Annotated in this window: 9 protein-coding genes and 2 pseudogenes; 2 read left to right on the forward strand and 9 right to left on the reverse strand. The window is 73.9% G+C overall.

Going from position 1 to position 13,242, the window contains the following annotated elements:
* Positions 1 to 1,209 (forward strand): thiamine pyrophosphate-dependent enzyme (locus RH94_RS38750; protein WP_234425734.1); only part of this gene is annotated, 1,209 nt, incomplete at its 5' end.
* A 14-nt stretch (positions 1,210 to 1,223) separates the two neighbouring features.
* Here the strand turns inward: RH94_RS38750 and RH94_RS13060 are convergent.
* From RH94_RS13060 to RH94_RS13100, 9 genes and pseudogenes are all read right to left on the reverse strand, one after another.
* The gene (locus RH94_RS13060; RefSeq protein ID WP_073947775.1) at positions 1,224 to 1,613 is read right to left on the reverse strand and encodes a hypothetical protein; all 390 of its coding nucleotides are present in this window, start codon (positions 1,611 to 1,613) and stop codon (positions 1,224 to 1,226) included.
* A 102-nt stretch (positions 1,614 to 1,715) separates the two neighbouring features.
* Positions 1,716 to 3,968, reverse strand: a complete 2,253-nt coding sequence (locus RH94_RS13065; protein ID WP_079189011.1) for a S9 family peptidase — start codon at positions 3,966 to 3,968, stop codon at positions 1,716 to 1,718.
* Positions 3,941 to 5,725, reverse strand: coding sequence for an N-acetylglutaminylglutamine amidotransferase (locus tag RH94_RS13070; RefSeq protein WP_073947777.1), 1,785 nt, complete (start codon positions 5,723 to 5,725; stop codon positions 3,941 to 3,943). The genes RH94_RS13065 and RH94_RS13070 overlap by 28 nt, the downstream gene beginning before the upstream one ends.
* Before the next feature lie 328 nt (positions 5,726 to 6,053).
* A pseudogene (locus tag RH94_RS13075) lies at positions 6,054 to 7,072 on the reverse strand (carboxylate-amine ligase); the annotation flags it as partial.
* Positions 7,073 to 7,102: 30 nt separating this feature from the next.
* Complete coding sequence (locus tag RH94_RS13080; protein WP_073947778.1) at positions 7,103 to 7,555, reverse strand: hypothetical protein; 453 nt, start codon at positions 7,553 to 7,555, stop codon at positions 7,103 to 7,105.
* Positions 7,556 to 7,637: 82 nt separating this feature from the next.
* On the reverse strand, positions 7,638 to 8,114 hold the full coding sequence (locus tag RH94_RS13085; protein WP_073947779.1) for a hypothetical protein: 477 nt from the start codon (positions 8,112 to 8,114) through the stop codon (positions 7,638 to 7,640).
* 395 nt (positions 8,115 to 8,509) lie between these two features.
* Positions 8,510 to 9,324 (reverse strand): annotated as a pseudogene (locus tag RH94_RS13090) (FAD-dependent oxidoreductase); the annotation flags it as partial.
* Entirely contained in the window at positions 9,314 to 9,526 is a 213-nt protein-coding gene (locus tag RH94_RS13095) for a ferredoxin (protein ID WP_073947780.1), read from the reverse strand. The pseudogene RH94_RS13090 and the gene RH94_RS13095, both read right to left, overlap by 11 nt.
* A 181-nt stretch (positions 9,527 to 9,707) precedes the next feature.
* Positions 9,708 to 11,372, reverse strand: coding sequence for a multicopper oxidase family protein (locus RH94_RS13100; protein ID WP_073947781.1), 1,665 nt, complete (start codon positions 11,370 to 11,372; stop codon positions 9,708 to 9,710).
* 531 nt (positions 11,373 to 11,903) lie between these two features.
* On the opposite strand from RH94_RS13100, the gene RH94_RS43220 reads away from it, so the two are divergent.
* Positions 11,904 to 13,242, forward strand: a 1,339-nt coding sequence (locus RH94_RS43220) for a DUF1996 domain-containing protein (protein ID WP_407697307.1), incomplete at its 3' end; no start/stop codon positions are given.

A 13,242-nucleotide genomic window follows, 5' to 3' on the forward strand; every position in this document is an offset into this window, starting at 1 on the left:
CAGGCGGACGAGCGGGAAGTGCGGCGGGCCGCGGTCGTCCTGAACGAGGGACGCAGGGTCGCGGTCGTGGTGGGGCCCGGCGGCGCCGCCGCCTCCGGACAGGTCGTCGGCGCGGCCGAACTGCTGGGCGCCGGAGTGGCCAAGACACCGCTCGGCCGCGACGTACTGCCCGACGCACTTCCCTACGTCACCGGTGTGGCGGCTCCCTCCGGCAGCGCCGTCGCCGCCGCCCTGCTGCGGGAGTGCGACACGCTGCTCCTGGTGGGCGCGGAGGACTTCGCCGGGCGCCTGCTGCCGGGCCGGGGCCCGCGCGTGATCAGCGCCGACCCGGACACCTCCGCGCGGCCGGCGGTCCGCGGCGCGTCCGAGACCGTATGGCTGACCGGGGACGTCACCGCCGCGCTGGACACGCTCGTCCCGCTGCTGCGCCGCAAGCGCGACCGGCGGTGGCGCACGGACGTCGAACGGGCGGTGGGCCAGTGGCGTGCTCAGGGCCGCCGGAAGGCGTCGCGGTTCTTCGGCGCCCGCGTCAATCCCCGCTCCGTCGTCGCCGAGCTGTCCGCGCGCCTGCCGGACCGGTCCGTCGTCGTCACCGACTCCGGCTCCGCCCTGGACTGGTGGACACGGCACCTGGAACTGCGCACCGGCATGCGCGCCTCCCTCTCGGGCCACCTCGGCACGCCCGGAGCCGCCGTACCCTACGCGGTGGCCGCCCGTCTGGCTCTCCCCGACCGTCCGGTCGTCGCCCTGATCGGCGACGGAGCGCTCCAGGCGAACGGGATGAACGAGCTGATCACCGTCCGGTGGCAGCTGCGACGGCCGGCCCGGACGCCTCCGCTGATCTTCTGCGTCCTGAACAACGGCGGCCTCAGCCGGCTGACCTGGGAACGCCGCAGCGAGGCCGGGGACCCCCTCCTCGCTCCCTCGGGCGAGCTGCCCCGCATGTCCTACGCCGACTACGCCCGGCTGCTCGGCCTGCCCGGCGTGCGCTGCGAGCACCCGGGCGAGGTGACCTCCGTCTGGGAGGGCGCCCTGCGGTCCACGGGCCCGGTCCTGCTGGAGTTCGTCGTGGACGGAGAAACCCCGCCCGACTGGGCGTCGGCCGTCGGAGCGGGAAAGGCCGAACGGCTGTTCCTGCCCGGCATCGCGCGCCGCACCCTGCGGCGCAGGATCGCCGCGGTGGTCGGCGGTCTGTTCCGCACGGCCTGACCGGCCCGGAACGCTCACGGGCCGGGCCGCTGCCCCAGGTGCGCGTTGTGCCAGGCGATGGCACGCCGGATCTGGGGCTCCTGCAGGCCGGTACGGCAGCCGAGCCGCTCCATCGTGAGGAACCGGATGCCGCTGCTCAGGGCGCGGTCGATCTTCGCGGCCCACAGCTCCTCCGGCACGAACGCACGGCCCTCGTACTCCTCCCGGACCGCGGCGAGGTGCTCCTCGCAGCAGGCGGTGACACGGCGCAGGCCGTCGAACCAGTCGTTGGCGGGATGGACGGCGGAGGAGTCGGGGACGTAACCGCGCACCGCCCCGTCCGCCGGGAAGGTCGTGCCGCACAGGTCGCACAGCTCCAACGGCAGCGGCCGGGCCGGCCGTGCCCGCTTCTTGCGCTTCCACATCGCGGCCCCCGGGTCACGGTACGTTCCAGGCGCGGTACGTTCCACACATAGGGGTTGCCGCGGAAGCCGGTGACGAAACGCCCGGCGCGGGTGATGCGGCGGTCAGCCGGCCAGATGGCGCTGGATCCAGTCGGCGGCGGCCCTGCGGAAGGCACGGCGGTTGTCCGCGCGCCGGAAGTCGTGTCCCTCGTCGCGCAGGACGAGGAGTTCCGCCTCCACCCCGCGCTCCCGTGCGGCCCGTACGAACTGCTCGGACTCGCCCGGCGGCACATTGGTGTCGTGCTCGCCGTGCACGGCCAGCACCGGGACGCGCAGCGCGTCGATGCGGCTCATCGGCGACAGCTCGTGCAGCAGCTCGCGGTCGCGGTCCGGATGCCCGTACTTGTGTGCGGCCGACCGGGCCAGCCACGGCTCGGTGCCGGCGAAGAACGTCGTGAGGTCCGACATGCCGCACACCGGGACGCCGGTGCGGAACAGGTCCGGATGCCACACCAGGGACGCCATCGCCAGGTAGCCGCCGTAGGAATGGCCCATCACGGCCAGCCGGCGAGGGTCGGCCAGGCCCTCCAGGACGGCGTGGGCCGCGCAGTCGGCGACGTCGTCGATCGCCGCGAACCTCCCCCTGCCCAGGTCCGCGTCGACGAAGGAACGGCCGTACCCGGAGGAGCCGCGCACGTCGGGGGCGAAGACGTCCAGTCCCCGGCCCAGCAGCTCGTGGTACAGCGGCTCGAACACCGGGCGCTCCTGCTCCTCCGGACCGCCGTGCAGGTGCAGCACGCACGGCGCGGGCTCCGCGGGCGAGCGGCCCGGCGCACGGTAGTACCAGCCGCCCAGGTCCAGTCCGTCCCGGGCGACCGGGCGCACCGGCACCGGCCGTACGGGAGGGTGGGCCCCGGGGGCGACGTCCTCGTCGCGCGAGGACCACGGGGTGCGCAGGGAGGCCCCCTGGGGCAGCCACCACACACCGGGCCGGCGCAGCGATCCGGACAGTGCCACGACGGGCGCGTCCGGGTCGGCGGTGACGGCCACCCGGGTGACGACCTCGTGGGGGAGCGGTACGGCGCGGGGCGGCCCGGCGGTACCGGCCGCGGCCAGCGCGGCGACCTCCAGCTCGCTGACGCCGCGTACGTTCCAGGACAGCACGGCGCCGCGGCCGTCGCGGTCCAGGGCCAGCAGGTCCAGGCCGCTGCCGTCGCGTTCGGCGGCCACCGTCAGGCCCAGCCGGTGTCCTCGCCGGTCGAGGACGACCGCGTACAGGGCGGCGTGTTCACGGGCGTGGTCGCTGCGCAGCCACAGCGTACGGGCGTCCGGCGCGAACGCGCCGATCCAGGGGTCGCCGTCGGCGACCGGCACCCCGCAGGTCACCCGCAGGTCGTGCAGACGGACGACGAGCGCCTCGCGCCGGCCGCGCGGCCCCCGGCGCAGCAGCGCCAGCCGCCCGTCCCGGCTCACGTCGCACACCCGCAGGGAGGCCGCGTCGCGTTCGCTCGCCAGGAGGACGGGGGCGGCCGAGCCGTCGGGGGCGACGAGGTACGCCGACAGGGTCCTGGGCACGGGCTCGGCGGAGGCGGGTGGGCCCCCGGGCGCGAGAGCGGCGGTCGGCGGGCGCGACGGCGCGGTCAGAAGGGTCGCGCGGCCGTCGCGTGCGGCCCAGCCCTCGGGAAGCGGCGCGGGCGAAACGGCGTCCGCGCCCGGACCGCCGGCCTCCGCACCGGCCGGCGGAAGGTGCGCGGGAGCCTCGGCGACCGTCACCGCGAGCGCCGAACCGTCGTGCGTCCAGCAGCCCAGGTGCGCGGAGGTGCCCGGCTCACCGCCTGCCAGGACCCTCCGCCCCGTGCCGTCGGGGCGTACGCACAGCACGCGCGTGTGCTCACCACCGCCCGGCGCGGTGGTGTACGCGATCCACCGCCCGTCGGGCGACCAGGCCACCTCGGTGACCGGATGCGGCTCGTCGTCCAGCAGGTGCACGTCGTCACCCTCGACCGGCCCCGCCCACAGCTGGGGCACACCGGCCCGGTCGCACACGAAGGCGACGTGCCGCCCGCCGGGATCCACCGACGGATACCAGCACCCGTGCGAGACCAGCGACCGCGGCACCGCGTCCACGGGGAGGGCCGTGTCCGGCAGGAGCACGGGCTCGGGCGCGGGCCGCGCCCCGACGGGCCCCGTTCCACCGGGCAGCTCGGTGGCGACCGCGCGCACAAAAGGGTCGGCATCCTCTGCCCGGACCGTTCCCGCCCCGTCCGCAACGGCCCGGTCCTTCGCTCCGTCCTCTGCCCGGTCCTTCGAACCGGCCCCGCCCGGGGGCGGCGACAGCGGGGCCTCGGTCACCGGATCTCGTGGGTCTGCAGCCATATCTCCAGCAAAGCAACCTGCCACAGCGCGTTGGCCCCGCGCCTGGTGCGGTGCGTGTCGGGGGCGGCGAGGAGTTCGTCGACGCAGCTCCGGCGGAAGATGCCGCGGGTTCTCGCCTCGGGGGCGTGGAGGGTCTCGCGGACGCGTTGCAGCACCGGTCCGGCCATGTGCTTGATCGCCGGGACGGGGAAGTAGCCCTTGGGCCGGTCGACGACCTCCCGCGGCAGGACCCTGCGGCCCGCGGCCTTCAGTACGCCCTTGCCACCGTCCGCGAGCTTGAGCCCGGGCGGGCAGGCGGCGGCCAGCTCGACCAGTTCGTGGTCGAGGAACGGCACCCGGGCCTCCAGGCCCCAGTCCATCGTCATGTTGTCGACCCGCTTGACCGGGTCGTCGACCATCATCACGTGCGTGTCCAGCCGCAGGTCCGCGTCGAGCGCGGTCTCGGCACCCGGTGCGGCCATGTGCGCGCGCACGTAGTCGCCGGAGACGTCGCGCGCGGGCAGCATGTCGGGCTCCAGCATGCGCGCGAGGTCGGCGTGCGGCCGGTCGAAGTAGGTTTCGGCGTACGCCTCGGCCGCCCGCCGGCGTGGCGCCCGTGCCATCGCCGGATACCAGTGGTAGCCGGCGAAGACCTCGTCGGCGCCCTGGCCGCTCTGCACGACCTTGACCTCCTTGGCCACCTGCTCGGACAGCAGGTGGAAGGCCACCACGTCATGGCTGATCATGGGTTCGCTCATGGCCCGCACGGCTCCGTCGAGGGCCTGCGAGACCCGGTCGGAGGGGACCATCAGCTGGTGGTGGTCGGTGCCGAAGTGCCGCGCCACCAGGTCGGAGTAGCGGAACTCGTCGCCCTCCTCGTCCCCTTCCGACTCGAAGCCGACGCTGAAGGTGGCCAGGTCCTCCTGCCCCTCGTCGGCCAGCAGGGCCACGATGAGACTGGAGTCCAGACCGCCCGACAGCAGCACGCCCACCGGCACGTCGGCGACCATCCGGCGGCGCACGGCGGTGCGCAGGGCCTGCAGGACCGCGTCCGTCCAGTCCTGGGCGGTCAGACCGGCGTGCTCCGGGCGGCGGGTGTAGCGGGGCTGCCAGTAGCGGTGGTCGCGGCGGGTGCCGTCGGCCTCGACGACCCGGACCGTGGCCGGCGGCAGTTTGCGTACGCCGCCCAGGACGGTGCGGGGCGCCGGCACGGTGGCGTGCCAGCTGAGGTACTGGTGCAGCGCCACGGGGTCGATCGAGGTGTCCACGCCGCCGCCCGCCAGCAGCGCGGGCAGCGAGGAGGCGAACCTCAGCCGCTCGGGGGACTCGGCGAGGTAGAGGGGCTTGATGCCCAGCCGGTCGCGGGCCAGGACCACTCGCCCGCTGTCCTGCTCGGCGAGCACGAAGGCGAACATGCCGTGGAAGCGCTCGACGCAGGAGGCGCCCCACTCCCGGTACGCCTTCAGCACCACCTCGGTGTCGGAGTCCGAGAAGAACCGGTGTCCGCGGGCGGCCAGCTCGGCACGCAGCTCCCGGTAGTTGTAGACGCACCCGTTGAACACGCCCACGAGACGCGCCCGCGGATCGGCCATCGGCTGGGCCCCGCCGTCCGACAGGTCGATGATCTTCAGCCGGCGGTGCCCGAGGGCGACGGGTCCCTGCGACCACAGCCCGCGCCCGTCGGGCCCGCGGGGCGCGAGCCGGTCGGTCATGCGCTCGACCGCGGCCAGATCCGGCCGTCCGCCGTCGAAGCGGACCTCTCCGCTGAGTCCGCACATCAGGCGCACCTCCCTTCTGCGGTCCCGGGAACGGGCGGACGGTCGGCGGTGGTCTCGGGAGCGGGGGCATGGGACATGGCGGGGAACGACCCTCCTCGAACGGTCGTACGGCACCGCCGGCGACAGGCGGCGAAGCGGGCCGGACGGGCGGACATCGGGTACGGGCGGCGGGCGCCGTCAGGCTCCGGCCCCGCCGGCGACCGGACCGGCCCGGCGGACGCGGGTGGTTCCGGCCGGCGCGGCGGCACGCGGAACGGGCGCGCCGCGGGTCTCGGCGACCAACAGGTCGACGCCGGCGAGCAGGTCCTCGTCCTCGGCCGCCCGNNNNCGCCGCAGCCGGTGCGCGGCGCTGCCGCGGGCCAGGGCCTCGGCCAGCAGGTCGCGCAGGGTCTCCCGGTCGCCGGACGCCTCCAGCGCCGGGCGCAGCCGGGCCGTCATGCCCCGCAGCACCACGCGGGCGGGGGCGGCGCGCCGGGTGACGGGGTCGACCAGCGGGCCTTCGAGGCCGGAGCGGGCGGCCCGCCAGGCGGCGGCCCGCAGCCACTCGTGGTGGCCGTCGCACCGGGGGCCGTCCCCGCGGGCCAGCCGGTCGCACGCGTCGTGGACCAGGGCCCGGAAGAGCCCCGCGACCAGCACGACCGTCTCCACGCGCGGGCAGGCGTCGCAGATCCGCAGCTCCAGCGTGCGCTGGTGCGCGGAGGGCCGTACGTCGTGGTAGACCATGCCGGCGTCGCTGATCACGCCCGAGCGGATCAGCTCCTCCAGCGCGGCGTCGTAGTCGGCGGCGTCCGTGTAGTGGCCGGCCGGCCCGGCGGTGGGCCAGCGCTGCCACAGCATGGTGCGCCAGCTCGCGTAGCCGGTGTCCGCGCCGAGCCAGAACGGTGAGCTGGCGGACAGTGCCAGCAGCGGCGGCAGCCACGGCGAGACCAGGCACATGGCCCGTACGGCGGTGTCCCGGTCGGGTACGTCGACGTGCACCTGCGCGCTGCAGATGAGCTGCTCGTCGGCGACCCTGCGGTACTCGTCGGCCATGTGCCGGTAGCGGCGGCCGGCGGTGACCCGGCCGGGACTCACCCGCGCCAGCGGTACGGTGCCGGCGGCCACCGACGCCAGGCCCAGCGAGGAGGCCGCCGCGTCCAGCCGCCGCCGGGAGGCGGCCAGGTCCGCGTGGAGGGCGCCGAGGGTGGCGTGGACCCCGCTGTTGCTCTCCACGACCGACTGCTGCAGCTCGGTCGTGAACCCGGGCCCGTCCAGCCGGTCCAGTACGGCGCGGGCGCGCGGCACCAGCCGGCCGCTCTCCACGTCCAGCACGTGGAACTCTTCCTCTGCCCCGATGCGCAGTGTCACGGTCTTTCCCTGCCCTCGCGATCCGCCCGCTCAGCACAGGGCCCGGTACACCGAGGCGGTGGTGAGGCCGTAGACCAGATGCGGTACGACGTCGGACGCCCACGACTTCAGATCCCACGAGGCGGGGTCGGTCACCCGCAGGGCGGTGGCCGGGACGTCGCTGCCCGCCATGGCCGCGGCGCCGAGCACCGGCCCGGCCGCCCAGTCCGGCAGGGGCGCCCGCCGGTGCCGGAGCAGCCCGTACGCCGCTCCCGTGCCCAGACCGGTGGCGTAGCCGAGCAGCGCGCCGGCCGCCTGGGCGCGGTTGTCCTTCTCCTCGCCCTCCCCGAGCGGCACCCCGGCGCGGTCGGCGAGACGCTCCGCCACCTGGGCCGGCGTTCCGCTGGAGCCACGGCCGCGGAGCAGCATGTCGCCGTAGGTGGCCAGATCCAGCGCGAGCGTGCCCGCGGCGCCGGCCGGCAGGCCTTTGGTCACTGAGTGCATACCGGGCGCTCCCTTGGTCGTGCCGGCTCTCCGAGTTCCCAGCTGACACAACCGAAACAGCGCCCCGGCCCGCTGCGGCCGGTCAGTCCCAGAGGGCGTAGGTCTCCATCCGCTGGTAGCCGTCCGGCCGCGCGGCCGGGAAGGCCAGGCTCAGACGGGTGAAGCGCTGCGTGTGGGGGTGCTTCTTCCAGGGCTCCGGGCGGTCGAGCCGCACGATCACCGGATACGAGTGGAACCTGCCGGCCGCGCAGTACGGCTTGCAGTCGTTGACGAAGTTGAGGCCTTTGGCCACCGCGGACCGGTCGTTCCACTGCGACCAGTGCAGCGACGAGAGACGGCTGTTGCCGTCGCCGCAGGCGAGGATGAAGGCGTCGGGGCGGGTTTGCGGCTTGAAGAAGCAGTCCACGAGCACGGGCCGGCCCTTCGGCCGCTGCACGGCGTGCGCCGGGTGCGCGTTCGCGGGCGATGCCGCGGGTGCGGCGGATGCCGTTCCGGTGCCCGCGGCGAGCAGTCCCGCGGCGCAGAGCGCGATCACTGTCCTCACCGACTGTCCGCCCATGTTCGCTCCCGGCCGACGACGCCTTGACCCGTTGACGACGCTACGGCCGGGGCGGGTGGGGCACCACTCGTGCGGCGGTGTCGGCGGGCGGGTCGTCGTCCGGACCCGGCTGGCACGTGCCGCACAGTTCGTGGTCACCGTCGCGGGTGACGATGGTCCCCCAGCCCAGGCAGTGCTCGCAGTCGCGAGCCAGGCCCAGGTCGGGGTGGGGAGGAGGGGTGGGGCTGTGGGGGGCTCCGTACGCCATACGGGTGCGGCTCCTCGAAGTCACTGAACAGACTTTTACCATTTTGTCCGAATTTATGAATATGTCTAGAAGTTTTTCTGTTCGGTTGACCTCGCGCAGGGCGCGGTGGGCACCGGTGCCGGGAGCGCACCGCCTCGCCCGGACGTGCCGCGTCGACCGCGACGCGCAGATGCCGCGGGCCACCCGGCCCGGAGCCGGCCGGCCGGTCGGTGTTGCGGGTCGCGGCCGGCGAGACCACCACGGCGTCCGTCTCGACGACACCGCCGTCGGACAGATGGGCGGCCCGCACCCGGCCCGTCGTATCCCTTCCAGGCCGCTGACCGTGACCCCGGTGGGCAGGTCCACCCCGTTGTCGCGGTGCGGATCCGCGGCCACCGCGCCGATCACCCCGCCCGGCGCGCCCACCGGCGGCGCGTCCGCGCGCTCGGCCGCGGTGACCGCGATGCCCCGGTCGCGGCCGGCGGAGGCGATCTCCGGCCCGGTGAAACCGGCACCGACGACGAACACCCGGCGCGACGGGGCCGCCATCCGCCGGTGCAGCCGTACGGCGTCGTCCCGGGTGCGCAGCACGAAGACCCCGTCCAGCCGGGCCTCCTCCTTCGGCCAGGGCCGGGCACGTACACCGGTCGCGATCAGCAGCCGGCCGTAGGGCACCTCCTCGCCGTCGGCCGGCCGCACCCGCCTGGCCGCCATGCCCAGTCCGGCCGCCGCGGCCCCGAGCCGCCGGGTCGCGTCGACCTTCCGGCGCCGGGGCGGCTCGGTGTGCTGGGGGCTTGCCGAGCGGCACGCCTTGGACAGCGGCGGACGGTCGTACGGCTCGTGGGGCTCGTCACCGATCATGGTGAGCGATCCGGCGCCCCCGGCGTGCAGCGCCTCGGCCGCCCCGAGTCCCGCCGGCGAGGCACCGACGGTCACGGTCCGGCCCTCGCGCCGGAGCCACTCGTGGAACGCCTCACCCGGCATCGGACGCCTCCCGCAGCCCCTCCACCGCGATCGCCTGCACCGGGCGGGCCGTGACGGCGCGCGCCACCTTCTCCCGCCGCTCCGCGCCGACCCGCGCGTTGTGGACGAGCGACTTCTCGCCGTGCATCGTGAACACGTCCGGCGCGAGGAACGCGCACTGCGCGTACCCCTGGCACTTGTCGAGGCCGACGACAAGCCTCATCGGCGATCCGCCCTCCCGGCGGCCAGGTCCTCGGAACCACCCGCTCGGTGGGCACCCTCGGACGGCGGTCGTCCCACGCCAGGACCGAAGCCCCGCCGCCCTGCCCGCGCGCCAGGACCCGCGGAAGGAGTGACGGGCCCCCGGCGGGTCCGGCCCCCGTCCCGCGCGGGAGGCGCTCCGGTCACTTGCGGTAGCCGAGGATGGTCATCATGCCCGACTCGGAGTGGTACTGGTTGTGGCAGTGGAGCATCCACAGGCCCGGGTTGTCGGCGTAGAAGTCCACCACCAGCTTCTGCTGCGGCAGCACGATCGCGGTGTCCTTGCGGGCACCGGCGTCCTTCGGGCCGGTCAGGGCGAAGGTGTGGCCGTGCAGATGCAGGGGGTGCCACATGCCGGTGTGGTTGAGGAAGACGAGCCTGACCCGCTCGCCCTGACGGACAGGATGGCGTTGTTCGACCGAGTAGGGCTTGCCGTCGAAGCTCCAGTCGTACCACTTCATGTTGCCCCTCAGCTTGATCTGGATCTCGCGGTCCGGCTCGCGGTCGGCGAAGGCCACCGAGTCGTCGGGGACCAGTTGGTGGGCCAGGACGAGGCGTCCGTCCAGCTCGTCGAGGCGGACGGAGGGCGCGGGCAGGTCCTTCGACCTTCCGGTGTTCAGCACGGCCAGCGCGCGGGCGTTCTTGCCCTCGGCCAGCGCGACCAGCGGGAACACCCCGTCCTGGGCGGTGACGATGACGTCGTAGCGCTCCGCCATGCCCAGCAGCAGCGCGTCCGTCGTGCGGTGCTCGACCGGATAGCCGTCCGTGTGCGTCACCGTCATCTCGTGGCCGCCCAGGGCCACCCGGAAGGCGGTGTCGGCGCCCGCGTTGATGATCCGCAGCCGGATGCGGTCGCCGGGACGGGCCCGGAAGACCGACGGGTCGTGCGGGACACAGCCGTTGACCAGGTAATAGGGGTAGTCGACATTGCCGCTCATACCCTGCAGCAAGCTGCTGAGGGCGCCCCGCAGGATGCGGTCGGGGCCGCCGCCCGTGCCGTGCGGGGCCGAGTGCCCGTGGTGGCCGGAACCGCCGCCCATGTCCATGCCCCTGGGGACGGGTCCCTTGACTTTCTGCAGCTGGGCGAGCACGGCCTCCGGAGTGGAACCGGCCACACCGTCCACCCAGTCGTCCAGGACCACGACCCACTCCCTGTCGTACGACAGGGGTTCCCTGGGGTCGTCGACGATCAGCGGTGCGTACAGGCCGCGGTCGGGCTGCATGCCCTCGTGCGAGTGCAGCAGGTACGTGCCGGGATGGGCCACGGCGAACCGGTAGTTGAAGTTCGCCCCGGGTTTGACGGTCTCCTGGGTCAGGCCCGGTACGCCGTCCATGTCGCAACGCAGGCGCACCCCGTGCGAGTGCAGCGTCGTTCCCACGGGCAGGTGGTTGGCGAGCGTGAGGTCGAGGATGTCACCCGCGGTGACCCGGACCGCCCGACCGGGCGCCGAGTCGCCGTACGTCCACGTCCTGACGGTCTTTCCACCCAGGTCGACCGAGGTCTCCTTGGCGGTGAACCTGAACTTGCGCACCCGTCCGGAACCACGCTCCCGCTCGGCGGCCAGGACCTCCGGGTCGGACGGGTTCACGTACCCCCTGGGCCCCTTGGGAACGAACGGGCGGACACCGTCGACGGTCCCGGGGCCCCGCCCGGACCCCGAGCCCGGCCCGGCCCCCGAGCTCCGCGCGGACCTCGAGTGCGGGCCGGACTCAGGGCGGGAGCGGGCCCCGGAACAGGCGGTCAGGAGCCCTGAGGCGGCAGCCGTGATCGAGGCACTGAGCAAGGTACGCCGCGTATATGAGTGCATGACTGAATAACACACGGTTTTCATGGACATATGGGACAAGCGCGGCGGCGCGTCTGCCGATCTCGGCGATTCGGAATTCCGGAAGCGGGGCGGCCGGGGGCTCCACCGCACAGGTGAACGCCTCCTGATGCGCCCCCGGCCCGCGCGGCGACATGCCGGAACCGCGCACATGGGCTATGCTCGATCTTGAGCGGATCGCCGGAACTCCCGGCGCTCGGCCACGCGTTGGTCGTCTAAGGAAAGACGCCCCGCTTCCTGCGGGGAAATGCAGGTGCAAGGCCTGCCCGGCGCTCGTGGACAAGCCCCACTCCCGTCACGGGAGTGGGGCTTTCGTCTTGCGGGTCCGGCCGGCCGTTCCGGCCCATGCGTCATGAGTTTTCCGTGAATTCGTGGGGCCGTTGAACATCTCCGCGCTCAACTCCGTACGGAACGGGGGGATTTTCATGCCCGGTCACGACGCGTAGGAGAACTTCGGTGAGACGCAACACGCGCAGACGACCCACAGGTCCGCGACGCGCCACGCTCGGGGCGATGGCGCTCATCCTGGGCGGAGGCGGGCTGATGGTGGCCAACGTGTATGCCTCCGCCACCGAAGGTGTCCTGAGTGGACAGTCCGTCGAGAAGCCGGACTCCGGTCAGGACTGGGCGGCGGCGGGTGCCACGATCGACTGCCCGGACGTCGGCACCCGGCTCACCTCGGTGCCGGACGAGGCCAGGGCGACGGTCGACGAGCAACTCGCGGCGCTGGACCAGCAGATCGCCAAGGCGTACCAGCAGGTGCAGAGCGCGGCCCAGGACGGCCGACTGGACGCCGGCGCCGTCGAGAGCACGATCATGAATCCGCTCAAGGAGGAGCGGGCCGGCACGATCGGACGCGTCACGGACGCGATCGGCCGTGCCGGGGGCCGCCCGGAGGGACTCGACGACCTCGCGGCCTGCACCCTGCGGGACGCCGGCAACCAGGACGGCGGCGGGCAGTCCGGCCAGGGTCAGGACCAGGGCCAGGACGGTCAGGACCGGGACGGTCAGGACCAGGGCGGTCAGGGGGACGGGCAGCAGGGCGGCAACGGCGGGCAGGCCGGCAACGGTCCCGTCGCCGCGGACTACGTGGACATCACCACCGTGCAGCCCAACACGCAGAAGCCCCGTGAGGGGGCGGACGCCTCCCGCGGCACCTTCGCCTCCAGTTGCGGAGTCAACGAGAACGGCCTGTTCAACTCCGACAACGTGATCGTCGCCCCCGGCGTCACCAACGGCGCCCACCACTTCCACGACTACATCGGCAACCAGGCCAACAACGCCTTCGCCAGCGACCAGGACCTGGCCGGCGGCGACACGACCTGCGAGGACAAGGGCGACAAGTCCACCTACTACTGGCCCGTGCTGCGCCTGCAGGACGGCACCCAGGAGCGGGACGCCAACTCGCCCGGCGGCGGAATCGAGGGCAACGCGGGCAGGATCGTGACGCCGAAGCAGGTCACGCTGTCCTTCGAGGGCAGCCCGCGCGGCAAGGTGACGGCCATGCCGCGCTTCCTGCGCATCATCACCGGTGACGCCAAGGCGTTCGTCAACGGCCCCGCCAACGCCAACGCCTCCTGGTCCTGCACCGGGTTCGAGGACCGGCAACTGAAGGACAAGTACCCGCTGTGCCCGCAGGGCAGCGACGTGGTGCGCACCTTCAAGTTCCAGAGCTGCTGGGACGGCCGGAACGCCGACAGCGCCAACCACCGTGCGCACGTGGCGTTCGCCGACACCGACGGCACCTGCCCGGACGGCTTCCGGGCCATCCCGCAGCTGGTGCAGCGCATCGTCTACGACGTCGACGCGCCGAGCCTGCAGGACGGCGGCAGGACCACTCCGCTGTTCGCCG

It is taken from the genome of Streptomyces kebangsaanensis (genome assembly GCF_001906585.1).
GTDB classification, from domain to species: Bacteria; Actinomycetota; Actinomycetes; order Streptomycetales; family Streptomycetaceae; genus Streptomyces; species Streptomyces kebangsaanensis.

Excerpts from the sequence above, each read along its gene's own strand:
- RH94_RS13100 (WP_073947781.1), bottom strand. The coding sequence starts at position 11,372 with ATGCACTCATATACGCGGCGTACCTTGCTCAGTGCCTCGATCACGGCT.
- RH94_RS13070 (WP_073947777.1), bottom strand. The coding sequence starts at position 5,725 with ATGTGCGGACTCAGCGGAGAGGTCCGCTTCGACGGCGGACGGCCGGAT.
- RH94_RS13060 (WP_073947775.1), bottom strand. The coding sequence starts at position 1,613 with ATGTGGAAGCGCAAGAAGCGGGCACGGCCGGCCCGGCCGCTGCCGTTG.
- RH94_RS13095 (WP_073947780.1), bottom strand. The coding sequence starts at position 9,526 with ATGAGGCTTGTCGTCGGCCTCGACAAGTGCCAGGGGTACGCGCAGTGC.
- RH94_RS13080 (WP_073947778.1), bottom strand. The coding sequence starts at position 7,555 with ATGCACTCAGTGACCAAAGGCCTGCCGGCCGGCGCCGCGGGCACGCTC.
- RH94_RS13065 (WP_079189011.1), bottom strand. The coding sequence starts at position 3,968 with ATGGCTGCAGACCCACGAGATCCGGTGACCGAGGCCCCGCTGTCGCCG.
- RH94_RS13085 (WP_073947779.1), bottom strand. The coding sequence starts at position 8,114 with ATGGGCGGACAGTCGGTGAGGACAGTGATCGCGCTCTGCGCCGCGGGA.